Source organism: Pseudomonas sp. LB3P58 (assembly GCF_054897895.1).
This window is the reverse complement of the sequence record NZ_JBUBVE010000001.1, coordinates 908,475-935,181: the sequence shown is the minus strand read 5'-3', so window position 1 is coordinate 935,181 and position 26,707 is coordinate 908,475. Positions and strand designations below refer to the sequence as shown.

General features: G+C 53.6%; 27 protein-coding genes and 1 pseudogene. 11 read left to right on the top strand and 17 right to left on the bottom strand.

The annotated features are described in order from the left end of the window. Positions 1 to 31: 31 nt before the first annotated feature. Both ACYZTZ_RS04345 and ACYZTZ_RS04340 read right to left on the bottom strand, forming a co-directional pair. Positions 32 to 1,261, bottom strand: a complete 1,230-nt coding sequence (locus ACYZTZ_RS04345; protein WP_461997335.1) for a hypothetical protein — start codon at positions 1,259 to 1,261, stop codon at positions 32 to 34. 36 nt (positions 1,262 to 1,297) lie between these two features. After that, on the bottom strand, positions 1,298 to 1,747 hold the full coding sequence (locus ACYZTZ_RS04340; RefSeq protein ID WP_007898698.1) for a YcgN family cysteine cluster protein: 450 nt from the start codon (positions 1,745 to 1,747) through the stop codon (positions 1,298 to 1,300). A gap of 165 nt (positions 1,748 to 1,912) precedes the next feature. On the opposite strand from ACYZTZ_RS04340, the gene ACYZTZ_RS04335 reads away from it, so the two are divergent. Beyond that, positions 1,913 to 2,506 carry a nitroreductase family protein gene (locus ACYZTZ_RS04335; RefSeq protein ID WP_461997334.1) on the top strand — a complete coding sequence of 198 codons (594 nt, stop codon included), beginning with the start codon at positions 1,913 to 1,915 and terminating at the stop codon, positions 2,504 to 2,506. A gap of 140 nt (positions 2,507 to 2,646) precedes the next feature. Here the strand turns inward: ACYZTZ_RS04335 and ACYZTZ_RS04330 are convergent, their stop codons facing one another. From ACYZTZ_RS04330 to ACYZTZ_RS04305, 6 genes are all read right to left on the bottom strand, one after another. Further along, complete coding sequence (locus tag ACYZTZ_RS04330) at positions 2,647 to 3,579, bottom strand: D-2-hydroxyacid dehydrogenase (RefSeq protein WP_461997333.1); 933 nt, start codon at positions 3,577 to 3,579, stop codon at positions 2,647 to 2,649. A gap of 120 nt (positions 3,580 to 3,699) precedes the next feature. Continuing rightward, a complete protein-coding gene (locus ACYZTZ_RS04325; RefSeq protein ID WP_007898694.1) occupies positions 3,700 to 3,993 on the bottom strand; it encodes a YcgL domain-containing protein in 294 nt (97 codons plus the stop codon). Then, complete coding sequence (gene rnd / locus ACYZTZ_RS04320) at positions 3,990 to 5,123, bottom strand: ribonuclease D (RefSeq protein WP_461997332.1); 1,134 nt, start codon at positions 5,121 to 5,123, stop codon at positions 3,990 to 3,992. Before rnd ends, ACYZTZ_RS04325 begins: the two co-directional genes overlap by 4 nt. 123 nt (positions 5,124 to 5,246) lie before the next feature. Continuing rightward, the gene (locus tag ACYZTZ_RS04315; protein WP_461997331.1) at positions 5,247 to 5,909 is read right to left on the bottom strand and encodes a class I SAM-dependent methyltransferase; all 663 of its coding nucleotides are present in this window, start codon (positions 5,907 to 5,909) and stop codon (positions 5,247 to 5,249) included. A 72-nt stretch (positions 5,910 to 5,981) separates the two neighbouring features. After that, positions 5,982 to 7,631 (bottom strand): phosphoethanolamine transferase, encoded by a 1,650-nt coding sequence (locus ACYZTZ_RS04310; RefSeq protein ID WP_461997330.1) that lies wholly within the window; start codon positions 7,629 to 7,631, stop codon positions 5,982 to 5,984. A 179-nt stretch (positions 7,632 to 7,810) separates the two neighbouring features. Continuing rightward, positions 7,811 to 9,193, bottom strand: a complete 1,383-nt coding sequence (locus ACYZTZ_RS04305) for a glutamine synthetase family protein (RefSeq protein ID WP_461997329.1) — start codon at positions 9,191 to 9,193, stop codon at positions 7,811 to 7,813. Positions 9,194 to 9,598: 405 nt separating this feature from the next. Here ACYZTZ_RS04305 and ACYZTZ_RS04300 point away from each other — a divergent pair, with 405 nt between their 5' ends. The 3 genes from ACYZTZ_RS04300 to ACYZTZ_RS04290 all read left to right on the top strand — a co-directional run bounded on the left by ACYZTZ_RS04300 (position 9,599) and on the right by ACYZTZ_RS04290 (position 12,785). After that, on the top strand, positions 9,599 to 10,783 hold the full coding sequence (locus ACYZTZ_RS04300) for a cyanate transporter (RefSeq protein WP_461997328.1): 1,185 nt from the start codon (positions 9,599 to 9,601) through the stop codon (positions 10,781 to 10,783). A 16-nt stretch (positions 10,784 to 10,799) separates the two neighbouring features. Beyond that, positions 10,800 to 11,717, top strand: coding sequence for a DMT family transporter (locus ACYZTZ_RS04295; protein WP_461997327.1), 918 nt, complete (start codon positions 10,800 to 10,802; stop codon positions 11,715 to 11,717). Positions 11,718 to 11,849: 132 nt separating this feature from the next. Then, positions 11,850 to 12,785 (top strand): LysR family transcriptional regulator, encoded by a 936-nt coding sequence (locus ACYZTZ_RS04290; RefSeq protein WP_461997326.1) that lies wholly within the window; start codon positions 11,850 to 11,852, stop codon positions 12,783 to 12,785. A 3-nt stretch (positions 12,786 to 12,788) separates the two neighbouring features. Here ACYZTZ_RS04290 and ACYZTZ_RS04285 read toward each other — a convergent pair whose 3' ends face one another. The 4 genes from ACYZTZ_RS04285 to ACYZTZ_RS04270 all read right to left on the bottom strand — a co-directional run bounded on the left by ACYZTZ_RS04285 (position 12,789) and on the right by ACYZTZ_RS04270 (position 15,131). Beyond that, entirely contained in the window at positions 12,789 to 13,154 is a 366-nt protein-coding gene (locus ACYZTZ_RS04285; RefSeq protein WP_461997325.1) for a 5-carboxymethyl-2-hydroxymuconate Delta-isomerase, read from the bottom strand. A gap of 57 nt (positions 13,155 to 13,211) precedes the next feature. Further along, entirely contained in the window at positions 13,212 to 14,135 is a 924-nt protein-coding gene (locus tag ACYZTZ_RS04280; protein ID WP_461997324.1) for a LysR substrate-binding domain-containing protein, read from the bottom strand. 169 nt (positions 14,136 to 14,304) lie between these two features. After that, positions 14,305 to 14,496, bottom strand: a complete 192-nt coding sequence (locus tag ACYZTZ_RS04275; RefSeq protein WP_056742545.1) for a YegP family protein — start codon at positions 14,494 to 14,496, stop codon at positions 14,305 to 14,307. Between the two features lie 290 nt (positions 14,497 to 14,786). After that, entirely contained in the window at positions 14,787 to 15,131 is a 345-nt protein-coding gene (locus tag ACYZTZ_RS04270) for a hypothetical protein (protein ID WP_461997323.1), read from the bottom strand. 204 nt (positions 15,132 to 15,335) lie between these two features. Between ACYZTZ_RS04270 and ACYZTZ_RS04265 the strand changes: the two genes are divergently transcribed. The 5 genes from ACYZTZ_RS04265 to ACYZTZ_RS04245 all read left to right on the top strand — a co-directional run bounded on the left by ACYZTZ_RS04265 (position 15,336) and on the right by ACYZTZ_RS04245 (position 21,142). Further along, positions 15,336 to 16,583: an MFS transporter gene (locus ACYZTZ_RS04265; RefSeq protein WP_461997322.1), complete on the top strand. Its 1,248-nt coding sequence runs from the start codon at positions 15,336 to 15,338 to the stop codon at positions 16,581 to 16,583. Between the two features lie 451 nt (positions 16,584 to 17,034). Continuing rightward, complete coding sequence (locus ACYZTZ_RS04260) at positions 17,035 to 17,985, top strand: DUF2971 domain-containing protein (protein WP_461997321.1); 951 nt, start codon at positions 17,035 to 17,037, stop codon at positions 17,983 to 17,985. Positions 17,986 to 18,126: 141 nt separating this feature from the next. Then, positions 18,127 to 19,017 carry a hypothetical protein gene (locus tag ACYZTZ_RS04255; RefSeq protein ID WP_461997320.1) on the top strand — a complete coding sequence of 297 codons (891 nt, stop codon included), beginning with the start codon at positions 18,127 to 18,129 and terminating at the stop codon, positions 19,015 to 19,017. Between the two features lie 19 nt (positions 19,018 to 19,036). Next, the gene (locus ACYZTZ_RS04250) at positions 19,037 to 19,576 is read left to right on the top strand and encodes a hypothetical protein (protein ID WP_461997319.1); all 540 of its coding nucleotides are present in this window, start codon (positions 19,037 to 19,039) and stop codon (positions 19,574 to 19,576) included. A gap of 60 nt (positions 19,577 to 19,636) precedes the next feature. Beyond that, on the top strand, positions 19,637 to 21,142 hold the full coding sequence (locus ACYZTZ_RS04245) for an ApeA N-terminal domain 1-containing protein (protein WP_461997318.1): 1,506 nt from the start codon (positions 19,637 to 19,639) through the stop codon (positions 21,140 to 21,142). Positions 21,143 to 21,163: 21 nt separating this feature from the next. On the opposite strand, the pseudogene ACYZTZ_RS04240 reads toward ACYZTZ_RS04245, so the two are convergent. Continuing rightward, positions 21,164 to 21,850, bottom strand: a pseudogene (locus ACYZTZ_RS04240) (DUF4113 domain-containing protein); the annotation flags it as partial. On the opposite strand from ACYZTZ_RS04240, the gene ACYZTZ_RS04235 reads away from it, so the two are divergent. After that, a complete protein-coding gene (locus tag ACYZTZ_RS04235) occupies positions 21,825 to 22,382 on the top strand; it encodes a site-specific integrase (protein ID WP_461997317.1) in 558 nt (185 codons plus the stop codon). The pseudogene ACYZTZ_RS04240 and the gene ACYZTZ_RS04235 sit on opposite strands and share 26 nt — an antisense overlap. 39 nt (positions 22,383 to 22,421) lie before the next feature. Here the strand turns inward: ACYZTZ_RS04235 and ACYZTZ_RS04230 are convergent, their stop codons facing one another. Further along, positions 22,422 to 23,627 (bottom strand): hypothetical protein, encoded by a 1,206-nt coding sequence (locus ACYZTZ_RS04230; RefSeq protein WP_461997316.1) that lies wholly within the window; start codon positions 23,625 to 23,627, stop codon positions 22,422 to 22,424. 373 nt (positions 23,628 to 24,000) lie between these two features. Here ACYZTZ_RS04230 and ACYZTZ_RS04225 point away from each other — a divergent pair, with 373 nt between their 5' ends. Beyond that, positions 24,001 to 24,504: a tyrosine-type recombinase/integrase gene (locus ACYZTZ_RS04225; protein WP_462000638.1), complete on the top strand. Its 504-nt coding sequence runs from the start codon at positions 24,001 to 24,003 to the stop codon at positions 24,502 to 24,504. A gap of 43 nt (positions 24,505 to 24,547) precedes the next feature. Here ACYZTZ_RS04225 and ACYZTZ_RS04220 read toward each other — a convergent pair whose 3' ends face one another. From ACYZTZ_RS04220 to ACYZTZ_RS04210, 3 genes are read right to left on the bottom strand one after another with little or no spacing between them, the layout of a single operon-like run. Then, the gene (locus ACYZTZ_RS04220) at positions 24,548 to 25,195 is read right to left on the bottom strand and encodes a hypothetical protein (protein ID WP_461997315.1); all 648 of its coding nucleotides are present in this window, start codon (positions 25,193 to 25,195) and stop codon (positions 24,548 to 24,550) included. Further along, positions 25,188 to 25,853, bottom strand: coding sequence for a hypothetical protein (locus ACYZTZ_RS04215; RefSeq protein WP_461997314.1), 666 nt, complete (start codon positions 25,851 to 25,853; stop codon positions 25,188 to 25,190). Before ACYZTZ_RS04215 ends, ACYZTZ_RS04220 begins: the two co-directional genes overlap by 8 nt. Beyond that, a complete protein-coding gene (locus ACYZTZ_RS04210; protein WP_461997313.1) occupies positions 25,840 to 26,550 on the bottom strand; it encodes a hypothetical protein in 711 nt (236 codons plus the stop codon). Before ACYZTZ_RS04210 ends, ACYZTZ_RS04215 begins: the two co-directional genes overlap by 14 nt. Positions 26,551 to 26,707 lie beyond the last annotated feature (157 nt).

Here is a 26,707-nt window from a genome sequence, read left to right as displayed (position 1 = left end):
TGTGGGAGCGAGCTTGCTCGCGAAGGCGGTGTTACTGAAGCAATTCGGTATCAAGGACCTTGGAAGACTCGCCAATAACGCTTTCCGCAAGCTGAACAAACTCCTTGGTATCCACGCTCTCCAGATGTATCGCCCCGCGCAACACATCATCCAGCGAACGCTTGTTGCGGGTCTTCAGGCGAATCTCGCGATCCAGTTCCTGCAATAACACGACCGCTTTTGACACCTGCGCCGGGCTGACCTGCTCAGCGCGCAAGGTCGTGACGTTCTGGCTGTCCTTGGCCAACTTCTTTTGCAAACTCTCATACCGCTCATCACTCATGCCGCCGGCGCGACGCACCAGTTCGATGGCGTAATACTCGGCAAACCCTTCGCTGATCCAGTCACTGCGCTGCTGATCGTTGATCCGTCCGAACACCTGCGCCAATTCCCGCACCAGCGCACTGGTACCGCTTTCGCTGACCAGCGGCAGACGGGTGTTCAGATAGATCGATTCGTGCGCGCCCAGGCTGCCGCGCCACATCGGGTCGTTGGCGCCGACAATCAACAGTTTGACGGGATGACGGGGATACACCGCCTGCACTTGCGGCCAGACAAAGGTCAACAGTGTCAGCACATCCATGCGGCGCATGCCTTGGCCCTGAGGCGAGGCGACGGTGACTTCGGTTTCCCCAAGCCGCGTGCGACGGCTGCCGAGGTGGCCGGCGAGCATCCAGCCGGTGGGCCGGTCGAACAAGCGAGAGACGTTATCGATCCGGAATTTGTTCTTGCCGATTCGCGGCCAGGCAGTTTCAACGCTTTTCCAGCCGGTGGGCAATTCGAATTCAAGGCGTGAGACCAGCTCAATGCCGTCCTGCTGATCGAGTTTGGCTGCCGGCACCAGATCGTCGCCGCGCATCAGCGCCCAGGTCGGGGTCATGCGCGTATCGAAGCTGCCGCTCTTGCGTCCGTGGCTGATGCGTACGCGGTAGGTCAGGCTGGCCTTGTCGGCGGCCGGACGCCAGACACCACGGGCCTGCTTGCCCGGCGTGAGCTGCCATTGGCCGTCGGCCTTGAAATCGCTGTAGTGGCTGCCATCGCCCAGATCGAAATCCAGACTGCGCACCGCAGAACCCTGAGCCAGAGTCAGCCGCACTTCGGCCTGATCGCTTTGCGGCAACAGGCGCACGTGGTAATCCAGATCAACCTTCTTCGCCGCCCACACGGGCGAACTCAGGGCCAAAAGCCCAAAGGCCAACGCCAGCCGCAATCCCACAGCCATACACACTCCTTCGTGAAACGTTAATACGCTTGGCGTTTAACCCGCCCGAAAAATCAGATGGTCTTCCCAATCGTCTTCGGCCACGCTGCCTTCGGCGAGCATGCGCCCGGACTGGGAAATACGTTCGTGGTGCACCGCATCGCGATCACCGCACACCAGATGGTGCCAAAGCGGCAGGTCCTTGCCTTCGCTGACCAGTCGATAGCCGCAGGTCGGTGGCAACCATTTGAATTCGTCAGCCTTGCCCGGTGTGAGCTGGATGCAGTCGGGGACGAAATCGCGGCGGTTCGGGTAATCGGTGCACTGACAGGTTTTCAGGTCCAGCAGTTTGCAGGCGATACGCGTGTAATAGACGCTGTTGTCGTCTTCATCTTCGAGCTTTTGCAGGCAGCACAGGCCACAGCCGTCGCACAGCGATTCCCATTCCTCTTGATCGAGTTGATCGAGGGTTTTGCGTATCCAGAACGGTTCGACTTTGGCGGCCATGGCTCAAGCATCAACATCAGGTGGTGAAAAGGCCGCCAGTCTAGTGCCAAGGCCCTTGTGGGCCAAGCGTTGGCGACTGCCGGTAGAACGAGCTTGTCAGTTATTGCGCCGCCCAGTAGGGTTTTGCATCGCCCCACACCTTCAAACGTAGCAAGGAATCTCCTGATGAGTGCTAATCCACGCGTTGCCGACTATGCCATCCACCCTCAGTTCACCGACCGCTGGTCGCCCCGCGCCTTCACCGGCGAAGCGATCTCCGAAGAAACCCTGCTGAGCTTCTTCGAAGCTGCACGCTGGGCGCCATCGGCCTACAACTCGCAGCCTTGGCGGTTTCTGTATGCGCGTCGCGACACGCCAAACTGGGAGCGCTATCTGGGGCTGCTGAACGAATTCAACCGCAGCTGGGCACAACACGCCTCGGCACTGGTGATCGTGATCTCGAAAACCACCTTCGCGGTACCTGGCGCCACTGAAGAAACCCCGGCCTTGTGGCACACCTTCGACACCGGTTCCGCTTGGGGCCATCTGGCGCTGCAAGCGAGCATCAGCGGCTGGCACACCCACGGCATGGCCGGTTTCGACCAGGAGCTGACCCGCAAGGAGCTGAACATTCCCGAGGGTTATGCGCTGCACGCGGCGGTAGCGGTGGGCAAACTGGGCGACAAGGCGACGCTGGCGGACTACCTGCAAGCGCGCGAAGAGCCAAGCCCGCGTCGTCCGCTGAGCGAGCTCGCTGCTGAAGGCGACTTCACCCTCTAAGCCACACCGAAAAACCAATGTGGGAGCGAGCCTGCTCGCGAAGGGGCCGTCACATTCAACATCACTGTTGACTGATAGACCGCTTTCGCGAGCAGGCTCGCTCCCACAGGTTTTGCACAATATTCAAGTAAGTGGTTGGCTCAGTAGCCGCGATTGAAATCCACTTCCCCGCGCAACGCCTCACCCGCCTGATACGCCCGCAGGTTCTCGACAAACAGTTTCACCATCATCGCTGGCGAGGTCGGTGCCGAGCTGTGGCCGGTCAGCAGCAAGCCCCAAGCGGTCCAGAACGGATGACGTTGCGGCAGCGGCTCCTGACGGCAGACGTCGATCACCGCACCGGCCAGATGCCCTTCTTTCAAGGCCTCCACCAGGTCCGCATCGACCACTGCCACGCCGCGCCCGACGTTGATGAACAACCCGGTCGGCTTGAACTGCTTGAACAGCGCCGCGTCGTACAGGTCGTGGGTGTTCGGCGTATTGGGCAGCAGATTGATCACGTAATCCACTTCACCCACCAGACGCGGCAGATCAGCCAGCGCCCCGACTTCGGTAAACGGCGCCTGCTCGCGGGCTTCGCTGGCGATGCCGTACAACTCGACACCAAACGGCACAAGGAACTGCGCCACGGTCTGGCCGATGTCACCGGTGCCGACGATCAATACTTTGCGCCCAGCCAGACTTTGGCCCTGGCGACTGTCCCATTTGCGCTCGACCTGGCTGACCAGCCGCGGCAGCACTTCGCGCTCGTGGCCGAGCATGTAGGTCAGCACGTATTCGGCCATGACCTGACCAAAAATCCCCACCGCCCGAGTCAGGCGATAGTGACGTGGCAAGCCATCGGCCAGCAGCGGTGTAATGCCCGCCCAGGTCGATTGCAGCCATTGTGGCTCGTGGCCCTGACGCAGCAAGGTCGCCAGCAAGTCCGGCTGACCGAGCCAGATCGGACAATCAGCGGCCTGGCTGGCCAGTTCGGCGGAGTCGCCGCTGGTCAGCACTTCCAGGTCGGGCGCTGCTTGACGCAACAGCTGGGCGTACACCGGGTGGTCGTGTTCAGCAATCAGAACGCGCATGGTTCAAACCTTTCAAAAACAGTGCAGACGGCCGCCGACGGAGTATCACTCCATCGCCCTGGCCATCGCCAAAATCATTCCAGTGTTTCATAAAGGCTCTGAACAGAGCCTGTCTGCCGGTCACATCGGATCGTTGCGGCGCAGCAATTCTTCCGGCAAGTGTTCGATGTACTCGTCTTCGGCCGGCGGCATTTGCAAGTGGTAACCCTGCTTCTCAAGGTTTTCCAGCACCACGGTGATGTCCTCGCGCGACAGTTTGCGCTCGGGGGTCAGCACCAGGTCAAAGGCGTGATGCGGTTTGCCGAAGGCGGCCATCAGACTTTCCGGGACGCGCTCCAGTGCATCGCTTTTGAGCACATAGAGGTACATCTCGTTTTTCTTCAAGCTTCGATAAATGGAGCAAATACGTTTCAAGGCTGTTCTCCGGCGGTGGCCAGGCTGTCGAGCAGCGCCTGGCCCATCAATTCGCGGCGCCAGCCACGCAGCGAATCAGGCAATTGGTAAGGACCGTTGGGGTAGCCGCTCTTGAGCAGCGCTTCCAGGGTTTTCTTGCGCAGCATCAGCTCCGGCGCAATGTTCAGGCGCTCGGCTTCGGCCTGGCCGATCGCACGCAGCTGTTTGACCAGCGTGGCGGCGTCCACCGGCAAAGGCTCCGGCACCGCAGGCGGCCATTGATCAGGCGACACACTGCCAGAGCGTTTGATCAGATCAAGCAGAAATTCGCCGTCCTGACGCACGGTACGCGGGTGCATGTCTTCGATTTTCGCCAGCGCGCCGAGGTTGTCCGGCTGAGTCCGCGCCAGTGGCCACAGCGAATGCTCACGCACGATGCGGTTGCGCGGCAGATCACGGGCGCGGGCCTCGCGCTCGCGCCAGGCGCACAGTTCACGCAACACGGCGAGTTGGGCGCGGGAGAGCTTCCAGGCCAGCTTGGCTTCGCGATAGACCTCATACGGATCAACTTCGCGGCGCAGGTTGGCCACCAGCTCGGCGCCGTCTTCCAGGACCCAGGCGTACTTGTCGTCAGACAGCTTCGGACGAAGCTGTACGAAAACCTCCGCCAAGTGCAAAGCATCTTCGGCGGCGTAGCTGATTTGGGTGTCGGAAAGTGGACGTTGCAGCCAGTCGGAACGGGTCTCGCCCTTGGGCAGGTCGATGCCGAGCACTTCCTGCACCAGCCGCGAATAGCCCATGGAAAAACCCAGGTTCAGGTAAGCGGCGGCCAACTGAGTGTCGAACAGTGGCGCCGGCAGGCTGCCGGTCAGACGCAGCAGGACTTCGAGGTCTTCGCTACACGCATGGACGACTTTGATCACGGCCGGGTTTTCCAGCAACGCGGCCAGTGGCTGCCAGTTATCGATGCTCAGCGGGTCAATCAGGTAAGCGCGTACGCCATCGCCGATCTGCAGCAGGCCTGCAATCGGATAAAAGGTGTCGACCCGCATGAATTCGGTGTCGAGGGCAACGAATGGCAGCTGCTGCCACTCGGCGCAAAACTGACCGAGGCTATCGTTGTCGCGAATCCAGTGAATATCGATGGCCACACGGCTCTCCCTTGAAGAATGGCGCGCAGTATATATCGCCCCCGGCGATTTCCGCGCATTCACTGAACAAGAGCTTTAGCGAAAACGCCTGCAAAACAGCAAGAAATGTCTGACAAGCGGAGACTAGCCGGCCTTACGCAGTACGTAGACGCGCATCCGCGCACAGCCGGGCAGGAAGTCCTGATGACTGAGCAAGCGCAAACCTGCGCGCTTGAACTCGGCTTCGACGTCGGCCTTGCTGGCCAACGGTCGGGCCGGAGCACCCTGTGCATCCGTGCGCCGACCTTTGAAATGAGCATCGACCCGTACCGCCACAATCACCGTATCGCGACTGACCCGATGGAACTCCTTGAGCACGGCCAAGCGATGCTCGGGGCAGGTGAGGTGCTGAAACAGTTGCATGCAAAAAATGCAGTCAACCGCATTCGCCGACAAGCCGATGGTAAACGCCGAACTCTGAAAGGTTTTGACCCGCTCCAGCAAACTCTGCGGATGGTGGGTACGGGCATGATCGAGTATGTCCTGCGACGGGTCGGCCGCGAGGATCACCCGGTTGGCATGCTCGGCCAGTACCGGCCAGAAGCGCCCGACACCGCAAGCCAAATCAAGAACCAGACCCGGTTCGCCGGCAGCCTTGAGCGCGTTGCGCACCAATTGCTCGTCACGCCAGAACGTCAACCGCCCGGCCAGGCCACGCGGTCGCGGCTGAAGACAGACGCGGGCGTGCTCCTGATCGTAGCGCCGGGCGATCTCAAGCTCGATGGCAGATGGGGGTTGAGCGGACATGTGCAATGGCTCTCGGGGGAAACTCTGCTGGCCGCACGTTAGCGACCGGGGCATGGAAAAAGGTTGAGGTACTCACTCTGTGGCCAATACGCCGTCGTTCACCGCACCACGACATCCAGCAAACATATCCAGATTCTTCTTGTACACCTTGCTCTGGACCTCCAGCAGACCGAGCATCGAATGGAACAGGTTGTCCTGGCTCAAGGGTTTGTCGCGACTCAGTTGCAGGCAATTGGCGTCCACCGAGAACGACTTTTGATAGCTGTCGGAAAACCAGGCCAGCATCGCGACATGTTTTTGTTGTTCCGGTGCCAGCATGTAAGGCGTGCCATGCAGGAACAAGTTGTACTCGCCCAGGGATTCGCCGTGGTCCGACAGATAGAGCATCGCGGTATCGACTTTGTCCTGATTGTTACGCAACAAATCGATCAGGGTGGACAGCACGTGGTCGGTATACACCAGGGTGTTGTCGTAGCCATTGACGATACTTTCGCGACTGCAATTGTTCAGCGCGTTACTTTCACAAACCGGGGTGAAGCGCTCGTATTCTTTCGGGTAGCGCTTGAAGTACTCCGGACCGTGACTGCCCATCTGGTGCAACACCAGTACCGTGTCTTTATCCAGGGTATCGATGAAGTGCTGCAAACCCTGCAGCAGGATTTCATCGCGGCATTCGCTATTGGCACACAGCACCGGGTCTTTCAGGTTACTGACGTCGTCGAGGGTGACCCGATCGCAAGTGCCTTTGCAGCCCGATTGGTTATCGCGCCAGATCACGTCGAGCCCCGCGCGTTTGAGCACGTCCAGCAGGCCTTCCTGGTTCTTTGCCTTGCTGGCGTTGTAATCCTTGCGGCCCATGTCGGAGAACATGCACGGCACCGACACCGCTGTTTCCGTCCCGCAGGAATGCACGTCGGTGAACGCGATCAGGCCGGCCTCTTTACTCAGTTTGGGTGTGGTGTCACGGTCATACCCCAGGACGCCGAAGTTCTCGGCCCGGGCACTTTCGCCCACCACCAGCACGGTCAGGGATTTGCGCTCATGGGTTTGCCAGGCGGGATTTCGCTGGGCATCTTCACCCAGTTTGACGAAGGGCTGCTGCGCAGACGCGACCTGCTCACGCAGAAAGCCGAAAGAGGCACCGATGTAGTTGCTTGGCACGACCATCAGGCGCAATTCATGATGATTGCGAAACAACGAAGACAGGCCCTGATAGTTAATCAGTGCAACGCCACCGATCACGGCAACCGACGCAACACATACCAGTGCTTTACTTAACAGTTCACGGTGCCAGCGACGGTAATTAACCGGGGTCCGCCACAATAACAACGATGGCAAGACACCCAACAGAAGGATATAAACAAGCAACTTCAACGACAGCAAGTCACGCACTTCCGTCGCATTGGTTTGCGCAAAGTTACGCAGCATGCCGGTGTCAATCAGCACGCCATATTGAGCCATGAAGTACGCTACGCTGGCACTGACCATAAAGATCAGCGTCAAAACGGGCTTCATTAGCGGCCGGAACGCCAGCAGGGTCAGCACAATGTTGAATGCAGCAACGATCATCGCCCCGAATGCCACACGCATGACGATGCCTTGACCGTCAGAGGTCGTGATTTCAAACAGGTGTTGCCAGAGAACTAAATTGAATCCTGCCAATAGAAAGGCGCTGGCAATCAGTGTCACCCACTCGGGGCGCACGGCTTTAATCTTCAACATGATGATCGGCTGTTCCTGAATAAAAGTGCCTTCGCCAAATGTGAAAATTTCATTGGCCGCAACGTCACTAATTTTAGGCTTCCAACCATCAATTTTTTGTGAAAAAGAAGCCAACGATTAGTTGGCTCATGGCACGAGGCAAAAACGCTCAATTTATTTGAGAATGGTTCAGGTTCTGTTCAGGCTTGATTCAAATACCAACGCCAGTCCTGCTCGCCGACTTCGCCCATGAACTGTCGATACTCGGCACGTTTTACCGCCAGGTACACGCCGAGGAACTCACCGCCGAACGCTTCCCGAGCCCAGCTTGAACCTTCCAGTGCCCGCAACGTGGTCAGCCAGTCAGTCGGCAACAGTTCCGTGGCCTGGGCGTAGCCATTGCCCTCCACCGGCGCGCCAGGATCGAGTTGTTCGCGAATACCGCGATGGATCCCGGCCAGAATCGCCGCAGCCGCCAGATACGGGTTGGCGTCGGCGCCACAGATGCGGTGTTCGATATGCCGGGAAAATGCCGGCCCGCCGGGCACGCGCAAACTCACGGTGCGATTGTCCACGCCCCACGTGGGTGCCAGCGGCGCATAGCTGTTGGTCTGGAAGCGACGGTAAGAGTTGGCGTTCGGACAGAACAGCAGCAACGAATCGAGCAACGTACTGAGCATCCCGCCGACCGCCTGTTTGAGCAGAGGCGTGCCGTCCGGGGCTTCGCTGGCGAACAGGTTGTTGCCCTCCTTGTCCGCCAGGCTGACGTGCATGTGCATGCCAGTGCCCGCCAGGTCATCGAACGGTTTGGCCATGAAGCACGCCGTCATCCCGTGTTTGTGGGCCACGCCTTTGACCAGTCGTTTGTAGCGCACCGCTTCGTCCATCGCCTGCAAGGCGTCGGTGCGGTGTTCGAGGGTGATTTCCACTTGCCCCGGCGCGTATTCGGAAATCGCCGTGCGCGCGGGAATGCCCTGGAGTTTGCAGGCGCTGTAGAGATCGGCCAGAAACGGCTCGATCTGTTCCAGTTCACGCAATCCGTAGACCTGAGTCCCTCGCGGCCGCCCGCCATCGACATCCCGCGCCGGTTGCGGCCGACCGTTGCTGTCGCGCTGCTGATCCAGCAGGTAGAACTCCAGCTCCGCCGCCATCACCGGGTAATAACCGTCGGCCTGCAAGCCCTCGATGACTTTCGCCAGCAGATGCCGTGGATCGGCAATCGTCGCGGGCATGCCCTCCTTCGGGTGCATGCTGACCTGCACCGCCGCCGTAGGAATCAGCCGCCAGGGCATGCGCGTCAAACTGCCGCTGATCGGGTACGCCCGGCAGTCGATATCGCCAACGTCCCAGACCAGGCCGGAGTTTTCCACGTCATCGCCGTTGATGGTCAGGCCAAGAATGGTGCTCGGCAATGGCCGCCCGCTTTCGAACACCGCCAGTAATTCATCGCGGTGCAGCAACTTGCCCCGAGGTACACCGTTGTTGTCGAGGATGAACAACTCGAACATCTCGATATCCGGGTTCTGTTCCAGAAAGGTCAGGGCTTCTTGCTTGGAGGCGAAAGATGTCGTGGCAACACTCATGGGAATTCTCTTATTTCCGCGTCAGGCAAACGCACAGGCGTCGCCGCTTTGATCCCGGCGCATGGCGCGGGACCTGTAAGAACAATCAACGGGAAATGCAGGAATCCGGCGGGCGCGCGTGACGGCAGTGCCACAGCGCCCAAAAGGCTAATTCGGAGGGAAGTGCGACGGGACAACCGTCCATAGATAAAACCGCAGAGAACAGATGACCCGCAGCGTCACACGGGAGGTTAAGTCGTTAAATCAGGATTTGAAGAACTTTGGTTGTGGGCTGGCTAAACATTCACATTGGGGCTCGCGTCGCAGCAGAACTATTTAATTTCTAAATACCACTCCAGACTTTCTGATTTGCGGCCCGCAGGCCTCGCGCGCCTAATCGGCTCCTTGTCATTCAAGGTCCGATAGATGGAAAACGTTCGCGCAACCTCTCGCCCCGCTCTCTGGCTGATGCTCAGCATCATTCTTGTCGCCCTGAACCTGCGGCCTTCCATGGCCGCCGTTGGTCCTTTGCTGTCGGCGATTCGCGGCGACATAACACTGAGTTTCAGCCTGGCCTCGCTGTTGACCATGCTGCCAGTGATGGCGATGGGGTTGGCGATGTTCTTTGGGCTGAGCGTCAGCCAACGAATCGGCGAGCAACGCACCGTGGTGCTCTCGCTGCTGATCATCGGCGTGGCCACGGTGTCGCGGTTGTTCCTCGATTCAGCGGCCGAACTGATCCTCAGCGCCGTGCTGGCGGGTATCGGTATCGCGCTGATCCAGGCGTTGATGCCGGCGCTGATCAAATCCCGCTTCAGCGACAACGTTTCCGTGTGCATGGGGCTCTACGTCACATCGATCATGGGCGGCGCAGCGATTGCGGCGTCATTTGCACCGCTGGTGATGATCCGCACCGGCAGCTGGCGCGTAGGCCTGGCGATCTGGGCGGCGCTGGCGCTGGTAGCGTTGCTGTTTTGGTGCGTGCAACGTGAAAGGCTGCCGGCGCAGCCTGCTCAGGCGCAGCGCAATGGCTCCTTCTTCGGCAATTCCCGCGCCTGGTTACTCGCCATCTTCTTCGGCCTGGGCACGGCGTCCTACACCTGTGTGCTGGCCTGGCTGGCGCCGTACTACGTGGAAAAGGGTTGGAGCGAACAAAACGCCGGGCTGCTTCTGGGTTTCTTGACTGCCATGGAAGTGTTGTCCGGCCTGCTGACACCGGCCATCGCCAACCGCAGCCGTGACCGGCGCGTGGTGCTGGTGGTGTTGCTGGCGCTGATCATGGCCGGTTTCTGCGGGCTTATTCTCAGCCCGCAACACTTGAGCCTGTTGTGGCCCTGCCTGTTGGGGCTCGGCATCGGCGGACTGTTCCCGATGAGCCTGATCGTGTCCCTGGATCATCTGGACAATCCCCAGCGTGCCGGTGGCCTGACCGCGTTCGTGCAAGGCATCGGCTACCTGATCGCCGGTCTCTCGCCGCTGATTGCCGGGTTGATCCGCGATCAGCTCGGTAGCTTCGAATGGGCCTGGTGGTCACTGACCGGCGTTATGGCACTGATGATCCTGATGGTCTTACGCTTCGATCCGCGGCATTACGCCCAACACATTCGCTGACCCTGGAACTCACATCATGAAACACACCGGTTTCGCCGCCGCTCACGTCGGCATGCTGCTCTGGGCACTGTTGATCGCTGCATCGTTTTCTGCGGCAGCACAGGTCAGTCAGGCCATCGACCCGATCCTGCTGACCGGTTTGCGCCTGCTGTTCTGCGCCCTGGTATTTTTGCCGCTGCTGCTGTTCAAGGGCGATACCGCCATGACCGCCCGCGGACTGTTCGGCCATGCCGCGCTCGGCTTGCTGCTGGCGGTGTATTTCGGCTCGCTGTTCGAGGCATTGCGCTACACCTCGGCCGTCAATACCGGAACGATGTTCACCTTGGTGCCACTGCTGACATTGCTGTTCGAAGCCGTATTGATGCCCGACAGCAACCTGAAACAGCGGGTGCTGCCGATGCTGATTGCCGCTGCCGGGGCCGTGTTGCTGGTTTTGAAAGGCGCAGGCCCTGGTGAGCTGCCTTCGTTGTATGCAGTGTCGGTGTATGGCGTCGGTTGCCTGGCGATGGCGCTCTACTCGCCCCTGAGTCAACGGCTCAAGGCCAGCAGCCTCAAGGGTCGCGGCCCGGTGGGCATGACTTTCTGGAACATGCTGTTCGGCGCGCTGTTTCTGCTGGCATTCTGTGGATTCAGCGGTGGCTGGCGATCGGCGTCATTGCTGACCGTGAGCGATTTCTGGTGGCTGATTTACCTGGCGGTGTTCGCCACGCTGGCGACCTTCTGGCTGCTGCATCGGGCCATCGGCGTTATCGCCCCGTCCTCGGTTATTTCCTACATTTACCTGAGCACGCTGTTCCTCACATTGTTTCACTGGTTCTGGTTACGTCAGTCGCCACTGCCGCTGGAAATCATCGGCGCGCTGCTGGTGGGAGTCGGTATGTGGGCACTGCTGATGTCCAGCCGCCGCGGGGTGCCTGCAGCCGTTCAGGGCTGAAGGCCTCTGGAACGGCCCTACAACTTTCCATGAAAACTCCTACAAGGCATTCTCCTGGCACCATCGTTCCGTTAGGATCACTCGCACAAATTTGCGCACAGTCAGCGCAAGGAGCACAGCGAGACGGAACAGATGTTGAACAGTAACTTGCTTAGAAAGCTCGATATGCAGGACCTCATGGTGTTTATTGCCGTGTATGAGCAAAGCAGCGTCAGCGGTGTATCCGAGGCGCTCTGCGTCAGCCAGTCCACCGTGAGTTACTGCCTGAAAAAGCTGCGCACCAGCTTCGAAGACGAACTGTTCATCAATACCCGTGCGGGTATGCGCCCCACCTACAAAGCCAGCACCATGTACGCCCACGTGCTGAAGATCCTCGAAAGCATCAATCTGTGTCACGCCGGTGCGCCAGCATTCGACCCTACCCTGCAACCAGTCACCTTCAATATCTGCGCACCGGAATACTTCGAGCAGTTGATCCTGCCGCGTCTGTTGAAAAGCTTCGATTTCGCCGACCTGCCAGTGATGGTCAACATGCACAAGTTTGAAACCGACATCCCGGCCGAAGAGCTACGCGACGGCAGCCTCGACCTGGTGATTTGCTTCGGTCCGAACTTTCATCGCAATCACGGTGATTTCAAATCCCGGATACTGCTGGAGGACGACCTTGTCTGTGTCTTCGATAAACGCGCCACACCGCCGGAGCCGCGTTTAAGCCTGCAAGCCTTTGTTGAACGCCGGCACGTGTTCCCGACCCCCTGGACTTCCACCACCAACATGGTCGACGGCTGGCTGGCGCAGCAGGCGCAAAAACGGCAGATCGTCGCGCGTTCCAATAGCTACAGCGCAGCACTGAAGATGATCACCGGCACCGACTTCATCCTGACCCTGCCTCGGCGTATCCAGCAATTGCTGGCCAACGACGCGATCTTCAATCACTGCGAAGCGCCCAACGGCTTGCCCGGTTTCAGTCTCGACATGCAGTGGAGCCAGAATGTCGATCAGGACAGCGCCAACACCTGGCTGCGCGAGCAAGTGGTCAAGGCCTGCACCGAGCAGGAAATGGCCTGAAACTCAGTGGCTGATGGCAATCTTGGTGTAGGACTCTCGATCGATGTCGAGGATTTCCACGGCCAGCTGGACTTCAATATCCGTCGGCCAATCACACAGGTCCTGCACCACGGCCAGCAAGCTTTCGGACAACTGCTGCTTGATCTGCGGTGAGCGACCGCTCAACAGTGCCAGTTTCACATGCACAAAAGCTCGCTCACCTGACACCGTGCCGACCTTGAACGTCTCAACCTTCACCGCTCGGCTCTTGATGTCGTATTCGGCAGCAAACTGACCGGAAGCCACCAACGCATTGTTGAGCCGGATCAACGCCACGTCGGCATTGAGCTCGGGCAGGTTGGCGGTGTATTCCATGTGCAGGTGAGGCATGACTGAGCTCCTGAAAGTGGGCAGAAAGGTCGTACATATAACACAGCATCGCCCTACTCACTCGGGCGGTAAAAGCGCGCGTTCACTCATGAACGCCTCCAGCCTCGACCTCAACCAGCGCTCGGCGGGGTCCGTATCGACATGACTGAGCCAGACCATCGACAGATCCAGGGTCGGCGCCTTGAACGGGAACAGTTCCTTGAACAGCTGGCCAGACGCGGCCATCGCTTCGGCGGCGTAATCCGGCAGACTGGCGATCAGATCGGTCCCGGCTAGCAAGGCCGGTAACGAGCTGTATTGCGGCACGGAAAGGACGACTTGGCGCGTACGACCAATCTCCGCCAGCCACTCATCGGCGTAACCACTGACATTGGCGGTGTGGGAAACCAGCACGTGCGGTCGCGCGCAATATTCATCGAGCGTCAACGGTGTGTCCGATGCGTCCGCGCGCAAAATGCAGGGCAGGATGTGTCGCAACAACTTGCGCTTGGCGTTGGCCGGCAGCCCGCGAGTCTGGCTGATACCCACCGTGATGTCGCCCGACGCCAGCAAATCCGGAATCCGCCAGTAATCGACATGCTGCACCACGAACACCACCTTGGGTGCTTCCTGGCGCAGGGCACGCAGCAACGGCGGCAGCAGGCCAAACTCGACATCGTCCGACAGCCCGATACGAAAGGTCATGGTGCTGCTGGCGGGGTCGAAATCATGGGTCAGGCTCAACGCCACCGACAACGAATCCAGCGCCGGCGACAGGTGCAGAATAATCTCCTCGGCCCGCGCCGTCGGCTCCATACGATGCCCGACACGAATGAACAGCGGGTCGTTGAACATCGTGCGCAAGCGATTGAGTGCCGAACTGATGGTCGGCTGACCGAGAAACAACTTTTCCGCCACCCGGGTGACGTTACGTTCGAGCATCAGCGTTTCAAACACCACCATCAGGTTGATGTCGGCCTTGCGTAGTTCGTTACGATTCATCCACTGACCCCGCTCCCAAATCTGATGACAGTTTAGGTAGGTGTCGCAATCGGCGTCTATGCGACTCAGCAGTTTGCGCTTAATTCGGATTCAGGCAGCGGCACTCACAACCGTAAGACCGCCCGTTGAAACGAAGCTGCTCTGACCGAGCAGCTTCACCACCTGAAGCCTAGATTTCCTTGACCGGGGTCTGATCGTGGGTCCCTTGAATCAAACTGATGGCATGCACACAATCAGACTTATTGACGTAAGCCTCCCCGCTGGCAATCGTTTCATGGTTTCCCGCCCTCAAACGCCACCGCCATTGGCCTTTGCCGGTCTGTGCGATGCCACGGGTTTGCCTGTAAATCTCAAAATACATTGCTCGCTCCTTGCGATTGCTGATGACGGCAGATCAGTGATCTGCGAAACGAGAGTAGATGAGGATTTTTTGCAGCAGGGTCTTTCAATGTCAGGGGATGTTGCGCAGATCCAGCCTTGATTGGCGGGACGACCAATAGATTCGGGGGGCGGTAAATTGGGTGACTGCGTTGAGTAACTTTTCCCTTGAAGATGCATATTTTTCTTACGCTGCGGTGCTGTCTGGTCCGACGCAAAAACTCTGATTCGAGCCTTTGGTGATCGCCCGGTAATCCATGCCATACAGACTGTTCACTGATTTTTCTGCTGAGTTGAATCGTCAGCTGACAGGACCAAAGGCTGTTCTTCCATCAGCACGGCATCTTCCTCAAGTTCTGTTTGAGGTTGAGCCGCTACCGTGGTGGTGACTGGGGCACGATGGGGCAGGAAACCCCGCACAGCCCTTTCAATCAGTGAAAGGATTCCATAGGTGATGAAGCCAAAGATCAGTCCGACAACCACAATGCTCAAAGGGTGCATTTGCTCTGCGTCGGGACTTTCCAACATGTAGCTAAAAGCCTGAACAGCAACGGCCAGGCAAGCCGCAAATGCTGCCACCAGCTTCACAAACACCCAAATCCGTCGCCATCTGTTCATGCACTCCCCCGTCATCCGGTGATTTGCCCTGTATTGCATGATAGCTAATGACCAGGGTTACACCGAAAGCCAGAGACATTGCGCAACTGTTTGATCGAAATCACTCGTTGATACAGCGTATGTTGGCGCAGGTAACGGCAACACGGCTGCAGGGGTGCGAGGCGCTATTAGATGTCTACGCCAAACAGGCTTTCGAGGCTCATGATGAAAACCACTGACAAGTCGGGTGGCACTTCGACTACTGCGCCAACCGAGAAGGCGTCAACCGGCAACGTTTGGCGCACCATGCCTGGCGGCATCTGGGCATTGGGCTTCGTCTCGATGCTGATGGACATCTCCTCAGAGATGATCCATGCATTGTTGCCGCTCTATATGGTCACCGTACTGGGTACCTCCGTTCTGGCCGTGGGTCTCATCGAAGGCATAGCCGAGGCTACGGCCTCGATCACCAAGGTATTCTCCGGGGCACTCAGCGATCGATTGGGCAAGCGCAAACTGCTCGCGGCGCTGGGCTATGGATTGGGGGCACTGTCCAAACCGATCTTTCCTTTGGCGGGCTCGCTGGACTGGCTGATCGGGGCGCGTTTTATCGACCGCATTGGCAAAGGTATTCGCGGCGCCCCGCGCGATGCGTTGGTGGCCGACATCACGCCGCCCGAGATACGGGGGGCAGCTTTCGGCCTGCGGCAAACTCTGGATACCGTGGGTGCATTCCTGGGACCGTTGCTGGCGATCGGATTGATGTGGCTAACCGCGAACCACTTCCAGACGGTGTTCTGGGTGGCCGTCATCCCGGCCTTCCTTGCCGTCGCGGTGCTGCTGGTGTTCGTTCATGAGCCCAAACAAGTGGAAGGGACGCGCCGGGTGCGTGCGCCTTTGAGCCGGCGGGAATTAGCCCGACTGGGTGCTGGCTACTGGTGGGTGGTGGGTGTCGCTGCGGTATTCACCCTGGCGCGTTTCAGCGAAGCCTTTCTGATTCTGCGCGGTCAGGCTGTCGGGCTGGCGCCGATGTGGGCGCCAGCGGTGCTTGTCCTGATGGGGGTGGCGTACTCACTGTCAGCCTATCCCGCCGGGGCTTTGTCTGATCGTGTCAGCCGCGTAGCGGTGCTCGGCGCAGGGCTGGTATTGCTGATTGCTGCCGACCTGACTCTGGCATTCGCGCCGGGTATCGGTGGCCTGGTCGTTGGCGTCGTTCTATGGGGGCTGCACATGGGGTTTACCCAAGGGATATTCGCCGCCCTGATCGCCGATTGCGCGCCGGCTGAACTGCGCAGGACGGCATTTGGCATGTTCAATCTGTTGACCGGGTTGGCCTTGCTGCTGGCCAGCGTCATCGCTGGGGCGTTGTGGGACACGGTAGGCTTCCAAGGCACTTTCTTGATGGGCGGGGGCTTTGCTGTTCTGACTTTGCTGGGGTTGTGGGTGATCCAGGCGAGAGTTCAGCTTCGATAGCAAAAAGCGATACCTGAACGAAATGCCAGAAACGAAAAAGCCCCTGAAATCTTTAACAATTTCAGTGGCTTAGTCTTATTCAATAATGGCGGAGAGATAGGGATTCGAACCCCTTCATGAATCTCTGAGGACCGCTCCAGACCATCAAATACGGCGTTTTCGACCTCTGCCTGTGGCGTGCTGCGGCCTATCGCGGCCCTGTATTTGCCCTAATTTTGCCCTAAACCTTCCCCCCTAACAGAATCTGCCTTAATCGAATCGACGGCTTCCGGTGGCAGCCGGCAACCCTAATGATGCGCAATATTAAGAATAAAATTCGCCTGCCATTTTTGTACCACCCCTCACCCCCATACCCCTCCCAAATTTAATTTTTCTTCCAGTCAGGTGCTTAAGGATGGCATTCTGCCTTCGCCAATAAACACATCACATGCTTAGCCGAGGTAACTTGATCATGGAAGACAATAACAATTTATATAAATACATGGGCCCGGAAATAGCTGACAAATTTTTGCTAGCAGATGGAACATGTAGCTTAAAGCTTTCCTACTTGAAAGATTATAATGATCCATTCGAATTTTTTTTAACCATCGACTACAATCAAGGCCCTGAAATTCTCGCATATTACAACGAGATGATCTCAATGGTAACTCAACAGCCAGTTACCTGCTTTTCAAAGTCTCCATTAATCACTCCAATGTGGGCTCATTACGCATCAAATTCTCAGGGCTTTGTCGCCCAAATAAATGAAGCTGCACTTGACGAGTGGCTCGAATCAAAAAACTCAGACCCAAGCTTTGGAAACATTGATTACCGAGACAGCCCTCACGAAGGGATGCAGGGCATGCTTGATCGTGCATATGTAGTATCTAAACCGAGGCATATAGGATGGCTACAGCAAGCGATTGGAAGCTCCGCCTATTTCTCCAAACAAACGTGCTGGAGCTACGAGCAGGAAAGACGCCTCATCGTTAACGAAAAAAACATCGATAAAATCAACGAAACCCTAACGCTTCTTTACTTCCCTGCAAACTTCGTAACATCCTTAATTGTAGGCGCAAAAGCAGCACAACCCTTGAAGGACAAGATAAAAGAAATTTCACAAATAGTAGGATGCAATTATTACGAGAAGCGCATCGGCAAAAGCACCACAACCCCGTTTTTCCTAGATGGCGAAAATAAAACTTACATCTTTAATGGCAAAGAAATAGTTCCGCATAATGAAAGATGTGAATCGTGCAAAGAACCAAAAATAAATTTTGATTTGAAGCAATGCTCATGGTGCAGTATCACTGAAGCCCATGAAAAAAATGCTGCTCATAGAAATTCTTTTCGAATGTTAGAGCACACCGGAATTCTCGATCAGTACCTGACTGCCTTTCTGGAAATTGGCAAAAAAAAATAACAGCCCTCGCAATGAAGTTTCGAGGCAGGGGAATGTTATGGTAACGGTCAGTTAACTGTCAGTGGCAGTCAAAGGACAGAAGCATTGTTCGATAGTAACTACGCATCCGAACTGGCACGAAGCCTAAGGATAGGAGTTCAAATGCCCCCCCAAAAAATATTTAACAACTTCTGCACTAAAATCTCTGAATTGATTCTACTGCAGCGCGCTGCCCGCTCCAACAGCGACAAAAATCTTGAAAACTTACATGAGGCAAAAAAAAGAGAATCCTTACAAGACAGCCCTTACGAGAACATTCCAAGGTCAATAAATAGGATGTTCTTCTATTCTGCAAAAACCAACGAACTACTCTCGTACGGGAAGAAAACTCAAAATATAGACGACCAAATAAATTTTGAATTACAGCATAGAAACAAGCAGTACCAATGGATATTAGCTGAGGCTTACGAGATCTTCGAAGACTACATTGAAGAGCTTTACGCCGACATAGGATTCCGCGACAAAAATTTCTGGCCTCTATCCGACTATGGAGCACTTACACTCCACGAAATTTATACATTAGATAAAGAATGGCACCTGAATTATACAAAAGAAAAAAAGAAAAACAAACCATCGTCAATATTAATCCAATTCAGGAAAAAGCTCAGCGACCTCGAAAAACTAGAAAAAACCAACTGCCAGAATGTCAATTTTAGGTTTGCTATTACCTTTATAGAAAAGCTTCGACATGCAATAGTTCACAATAACGGTAAAATCGACAACAAAGAAAAATTTATTGAGAAGACTTTAAACGAGTCCAACATCAACACGCCTGAGAAAGAGCGGTATAGAAATACCATAAACTCCTACATACACCCAAGTAACGACAACCTTATAAAACTCCTCGAACGAGCCGGCCATCCAGACATACCATTTTCTTATAACGATACGCTTGAGGAAATAATAAAAGTTCTCGTCACATATGCACACCTGCTCGCAGACTGCTTATCTGGCCACCAATCGTTAGCAATCCCTGCAACCCCCTCCGAATAATCCTACAAAGGACGTAAAAATGGCAATTGAAAAAATTGATAGTACAGGTGTTGTCTTGAGTGACGGCACGGGAGTGACAATCACTGTACGCGTGACTTGGCTTAACACACCAACAATAACAGTAAATATTCCAGGCTCGATTTTAGCATTTTTCCATTCCGACAAATACGGAATACAGACAACCTTGTTAGCGCTAACCTCCGATGTAAATGTGCAATTTGCATTTTGCAGCATGCTAAAATCTAACTTTGGCGCAAAGAACGCAGAAATCATCAGCATTGTTGTCACGTCACCCCCGGTAGAACTCCGCGCTAAGGAAGTAACAGCAATTCTAGTGAGCGGTGAAACTGTACGCGTCACTTTCGGAACACCGAGCGGAATACCGCGCGGACCAGATACCAGCGAGATACAAAAGGTATTTGAGTTGATGTCGACAATAAAATTCTCCCAACTGGGAAATCTGAAATCTCTCATTAACAACACCCTCGCCAGCCCCGACAGGAAGTGGGAATTCACTATACTGAGCGTGGAGCAGATAAGTTGTGCATGTCATCCCTAATAAAAATCCACCTACAAGCTGTCGAAGTATCGCTAGGCACAGTTCGTACAGGACCTTCAAATGGACGCTAACTCAAAAGAAATAAATGGCTTCTTCAACATACTTGACCAAGAAATTTTCGGCACGCTAAAGCTTAATGGAGAAGACACGTTAATAACATTCAAAAGCAAATCACCCATACCTCCCCTCTCGGATTTTCATATTTTAACGGGAATCGGCTTCGACCATAAAGTCATCTCATGCTTACAGTGCATCGAGGCAGGGTCACAACACGATTACCACCATGGCGGAATTGAATACACTGCCTCTGTTTTTCCTCATTACGCATCAATAGGTTACACAACACTTAACAACACCGAAAACACAATAACCGAAGTATGTTTTACGACAAACGACCTTCCAACATTATTTAATGATCGCAGCGCATTTGGACATTTATTTAGCACCGAAAACCAGTTAAAAGCTCTGTTAACCAAAAACCACGAAACCATTAAACAAACCACCAATCTCAATTACGAATTTTCACCACCTGAAATATCAGAGACTCCACATGTCTTCTATTGGACCGGGAAATTAGATATATTCAAGTGTGACACCCAGATTGGTGCATTAACTATAACCCATAGCCCTAGCTTCTCTGTCGATGGAAAATCCGGAATAACGTGTGAAAACAATATAACCGCAAACTTAAAATTCAATGACCCTATAAGTTTCGATAAAACAATTGACAATATATCAACCTTTGCTAGGTTTTTTTCGATTGTCGCTGGGCGCACTCAAAAAACCAGCGATATAAAAATCAAAAAACTTGATTCTTTACCAGATAATCACTTAGAAATATATTGTAGTTACAGCTCATCAATCTCGGCCCCCCCTCTCCAGGGAGCCAATGACGCCCCCTTAAACCCAATTCATAGGCCCGATGAGTTTTCCGCGGTTCTACAAAACTGGATTATTAGGGAACCAGAATGGAGCATTGGGCGAATACAATATTTAAATGGCTTGAACAAAAACCGCTCTTATGACACCGACAGGCTTGTATCCGCCGCCAATGCTTTTGATATATTGCCTTCAAAAGCTACGCTACCAAACAAGGAAATAACTCAGGAATACAATACCGCACGAGAGGAATGCATAAAGATACTTGAAACCCTACCGAAGTCTGATGATCGAGCGGCAGCCATTGGAGTTATGAAAAGGTGGGGACGAGCCAATCTACGAAGCAAAGTCCTCCATAGAGCAGAAATCGTAAAAAGTCATTGCCCGCAAATATCAGACGGAATTGACCGAGTTTTAGTTCTAGCGATAAAAACTCGAAACTACTTCGTTCATGGAAGTGATGACTTCAAATATAAAAGCTATGAAGAGTTTTTGCCGCTATTCACTGATGCGCTAGAATTTGTTTTTTCCGCATCCGACATTATTGAATGCGGGTGGGATCCTAAAGCATGGCTTGAAACTCGCCCCTCATACTCTCATAATTACTCCTACTTTATAAAATCTTTTAAAAACGAAATAAAACTACTAAAACTTGTAGAGGGTGAGGCTAAGCATTGGCCAACGTAAACTCCAAATAGCTCCCGTTAACTACAAACATGGAACGGACCAAAGCTGATTGAGCTTTGTCGTGTAGCTCTGACTCATCAGCTCCCGTCGCATTGCCCAATTCGGACAGCTCGGCACGCTTGCAGACCGCAGCGTGCCACGTCCCCAACGCTCGTTAATCTGATCGAGCACCGTCATGACACGCGTTGCCTTATTGGATCGCGAGGCAGCAAATAAATCATCGGTGTACTCACCAGGCTGGCACAGATTCAAAAGCAGTACTTCAGCCTTGCTGTAATTAAAACCCGGTCGGAAAACATGATCGAGGGCGCCGATCGCCGCTGTGATAAGTAAACGCACATCGTCGGTGGGGTACGGCAGATCGACCGTTACACCATTGGCGTACTTCGCTTCATCTGGGTTGTACATGCCGGTCCGAATACTGACGCGGATCTTCTTGCACAGTGAGTTCTGGGCACGCAGTTTTTCCGAAGAGCGCATCATGTAAGTGGCGACGGCCTCCTTGATCGGGGCCAGCTCTGTGAGGCGTTTTCCGAACATCCGGCTGCAGCAGATCTCCTGCTTGGGCGGGGCCGGCTCGTCGAGCTCCAGGCATGCAGTACCAGCTAACTCCCGGGCGGTTTTCTCGATCACCACGCTGAAGTTTTTCCGCAACGTCCACGGGTCAGCCTTGGCCAGATCCATGGCGGTCTTGATGCCCATGCTGTCAGAACTCATCGCGCTTGCCATCGAGGATATCGACCTTGAGGCCGGCTTGGTTCACGTGCGACGAGCACTAGTCGTCGGTGAATTCAAAGTACCCAAAGAACGCTCCAGGGTACGAGTCATTGAGCTGATTGACCCCGCTCTCGAACTGATGCGCGAGATTGTTGCCGATGCCAAGGAAGCACCCGCCGTAGAGATAACCGTCATTCAGCGCGACAACATCACGACAAAGAAGATGAAAGTCAGATTTCTTTTCCGCAGCTCCACAAGCGGCCTGCTCTGGAGTGGTAAGACATTGAGCAATTGGTTTACCGCCCATCTGAAAAAAACGGAAATCCGCCACCGAGGTGCCAACCAATGTCGTCACACGTTCGCCAGCCAGATGCTATCTAGTTACGTACCCATTGAGTGGGTAGCCAGGCAGCTAGGACATAGCGACACGACGATGGTAAGAAAGCATTACGGTAGATGGATACCGAAGGACACCAAGAGTATGGCTGGGATCGTATCTAAAATGCTTGGTTTTAGAAGTTAATCACACCCAAGCAAACTCTTGTTGATTCCTTAGCAAAACTTATGGAATACACCTAGGAGACATGTATATTAATTTACTAGATGTCCTAAGCACCAAATCCGCGTATTTATCAGAATTCAAAAATCCTGATGCGATATTGGAAACTTCCTCACCAACACCAATCGTGCCTTGCTTCCACTTACCGGGCGACACTGAATCCTTACTAAGCGCGAACCATATCTGATGATCCACAAGGCTCTTCCAAATAATATCATCCATTCCATCACCATTTACATCACCAAGAGTGGAGAACTCTGCTTTCCCATTAGAAATCTTTTCAATTTGGCAAAGCGCTGGATCCGAACTTTTCGAAGTAACAAAAACTGGATACCAGGGCGCATGCGATAGTATGCGGTAACTATCATAGATTGGCGCCATATTTTTTATGAACGATAACATCTCGTTTGGAATATAGCACTCAACTTGAGGATACCCCAGTGTCTTTCCATCTCCGCCTAAAACGAAGACTTGGAGTCTGGAAGGAACATTTTGTCCACTTGCCTGATCATGATGCAATTGCTCACCAATTGCTAATGCAACAGGATTATCAGGCCCGAAATATCGATCCAGCCTTGCAGATGTTCCATTTTGAAAAACACTTTTTTCGGCAAGATCTACCCCGATGACCTTCGGAGCATAAAACTGTGCCCCCCCCTTTCCAAATAATAATTCAGCGGTAGGTTTTGGCGAATCGTAGTACATCAACATGTCTAATAAGCCATCGTCATTGAAATCTCCGACTTGCCGAAGATTCCCAATATCTAACCCGGACGAATTCATGTTAATAAAATGTGGATTTGGCGCATTCTTGGCTAAGTAGTTAACATGCAAATTGCTATTGCCTATGTCTTCACTAATAAATATTGCTTCTTTAGGCGTATTTGCCAGTTTTTGAAAGGAAGTACCTCGATCTCTTGGCCAGCTGTTATTTGTCCTAACGATTATCGGCGAACCTGGTCTTCCATCGCTTGCAGTTATGTATATTGTCATACCATGAAAGCCAAGGCTCATCTGATTAACTTCAAATAATACATCTTCACGCTTATCATTATTAACGTCCCCGACGAGCAATACGTTGTTAGCACCTACACCCAAATCAATGGTAGATGTAATATCAAATGTTACATTCTCACAAGTTTCGGACTTACCGTACGCGACCGAGCCGAACATACAGATGAAGATCAACGAAAACAATATGACGTCCATTGATGTTTCCTAAGCAGCAAGATAGGTAAGGATCCACAAATAACTTTAGTTGATATTTCTTTTTTTGCTAATCTTCAGCATTGAATCCATTTGAGCGGATGCTAGCGGTATCCGAAGAGATGAGTCTTGCCATGCCTGTTGCTAACAATCGAAAATTAGAATCACTGAGTCTGCTGGCAGCTCCAAGCAGGCACATGGCATAGCTACGCAAGGTATTTCCCCTTGAGACTCTGAGCGACCTAAAGCGGTGTGGCGACGTAATCTTCTGCCCTAAAAATGCCCTAAAGAAACCCTAAAAAACGAAAAAGCCCCCCGTAATCTTTAACGATAACAGGGGCTTAGTCTTATTCAATAATGGCGGAGAGATAGGGATATCGACCTTGATGCTGGCCTGGTGCAAGTCCGGCGCGCACTGGTCGTTTGTGAGTTCAAAGTCCCCAAAGAACGCTCCAGGGTGCGAGTCGTCGAACTGATAGACCCAGCTCTTGAATTGATGCGGGAGATTGTTACCGCCGCCAAAGAAGCACCAGCCGTTGATATCACCGTGATCCAGCGTAACAACATCACCTCAAAGAAGATGAAGGTCAGGTTTTTATTTCGCAGCTCCACCAGTGGTCTGCTCTGGAGCGGCAAGACTTTGAGCAACTGGTTTACCGCCCACCTGAAAAAGGCGGAAGTTCGCCACCGAGGGGCCAACCAGTGTCGAAACACCTTTGCCAGCCAGATGCTGTCGAGCTATGTTCCAGTTGAATGGGTGGCTCGGCAGCTCGGGCATGCTGATACAACGATGGTGAGAAAGCATTACGGAAGGTGGATACCGAAGGACACCAAGAGCATGGCGGGTATCGTGTCGAAAATGTTGGGATTTAGACCATAGAAAACATTCCATGGTGGTTCCTTAACAAGGAGCCACCCGTGAATCATTTAGTACGCATTTCGTCTAGTAGCTTAACCCCGACTTCTACAGCATCAGCAAATTTTATGGGGGAAGACTCAAAAACCCCAAAAGAGCCAACCACCTCTTCCGGTCTAAATCTATAAGCTGCACCGATTAAGTTTCGCTGAGAATCAGCGCGTTCCGGAGTAAGACGGGGCTCAAGCGCTGCATAAATGCTCGCTTGCCACTGAGTATCATCCTCTCGGCTTTGCCAAGACGAAAGATCGAGAATCTCAAACCCCAAACTATCAAAAAATCCTAAAATAAAAGTTGCGCACGTCAACCCAGCACCTGGGGAATCAATAAAACTCAAATTACCATTAAAGACAGACGCCCCCGTATATTCCATACCATATGGAATACCGGCCATGTTTTCGTCATACAACCTTGATGCGTGTTCCGCAAATAGCTCAAGCTCTTCATCGTCAAAATGCTTACTAGGCACTGATCGATAGGGAGCATTGAACGGGTCACATTTCAAGGTGTAATGCCATGCAAGATGAAGAAGACTCAAATGAGTCTTACTACGATCTTTAAACACTAATGCGGCATGCCGTTGTCCGGGAGTTTGTGTTTGTAGTATTGCAGCCCCGAACAACCCTACATCTCCAATTAGTTTAACCTCAGGCAATCTGAACTACCTTAGGCCGAGACAAACCACGCAACGCGCGCTCAGGATCCTGCCCCGTTTCTTTCAGGTGCGCCGAGACAAGATCATAAAGTGTAGGCCAGTTGCTAAGCTTATCGCGTACTCGGAATGATGTACGCAATACAGATACACTCGTAATCCTTCTCATGGAGGCTGGCTCCGCCAAAGCTAAAAGCTCATTCAAGCTCCAGAGATCTTTATCTTTTATGTAGTCTTCAACAACATCTACAACAGCTCGGATTGCCACTCTACTTTGATCCGGGTCAATAACAGCAGCAGCATCCACCGCATAAATTGAATCGAGCTGCTCTTGTATAGCATCTATCAAGTTTCCCGTCAGGGACTTCACCTGAACATTGACAAGCTCGTTTACTATCCATCCTTCTTTTGCGTCGAATACGCGAATGCCACTTTTATTAAAGCTTTGATTTTGCGCAGCAGCAACGTTGACGACATCCTTACTAGACGAACCATAAGAAACCGTCCGAGAACGCAACTCGTAAGCAGGATAGTTAGAAGTCGAGCTTGGACTTACAACCAACGCGGCTCGATTGGAATCATAAAAATCCGTGATCCGCCTTTCGATTGGAGCCATCATCACTGACGACTCAACAACATAAGGTGCACTATCCATTTGCATTTGCTTCAACTCCTGCTAACAGTCGAGCTTCACTGAAGAATGCCGCAATAATAGTCTTATACGCATCAGCATGTGGAAGCTTAGAATTGGCGTGAGTATTTATATCCAATTCAAGCTGAATAAGATGATTCTGCTTTGTGCCTAATGCTTCATGATTTTGATATTGAACAGTCTGACTTAACAATTGAGACCATTTGGTCAGCCTATTCATTATCATTCCGCTAATTTTTGGAAACTTCTTAACTCGGTTTACCTGAAACATAAGATCAGAGGCATCAGCACCAAAACTTACTTCTGGCACTAACTCTTTAAACATTACGTGACTTCTTTCCACTGAACCGGGAAAAACATTCAGGATTGCGCCCATTGCCAATCGGGCAACTGTCGGCAATTTAAGGGCGCACAGCCGAGATTCAAACTTTGCGCTGACGCTAGAAAAATCACCCAACGTTGGATGGCTTGTCGGGTCATGTGGCAATGCTGCCAGCGTAATATCAACCCGACCAGGGTGGGAGGTGATGATCAGTCGCCCGCCCTCGAAAGGACCTTCCTGGATGGATAGCTGTTGTGCTGGACGATTTGTAACCGATTCTGGCTCCATGCCCACGATGGATTGCCAAGACACCTTTACACCCTCAGGAACTCCTAGGAGAGAGAAACGAAGCGTCTCGGTGGTCCAAGCGGTGGTCTGCGTCATCGAAATTCACTAATTAGATTGATGGTACTGAGAATCGTGTGAATCCGTTTCACACGCGCTCTGAGCATTCCTGTTGCGGGAATGAAGCGAATCATGCGCGGAGTCTAGCTAACTTTGGTTAGGCTTGCATAGGTAACCTCAGCTATCGCACACCTTT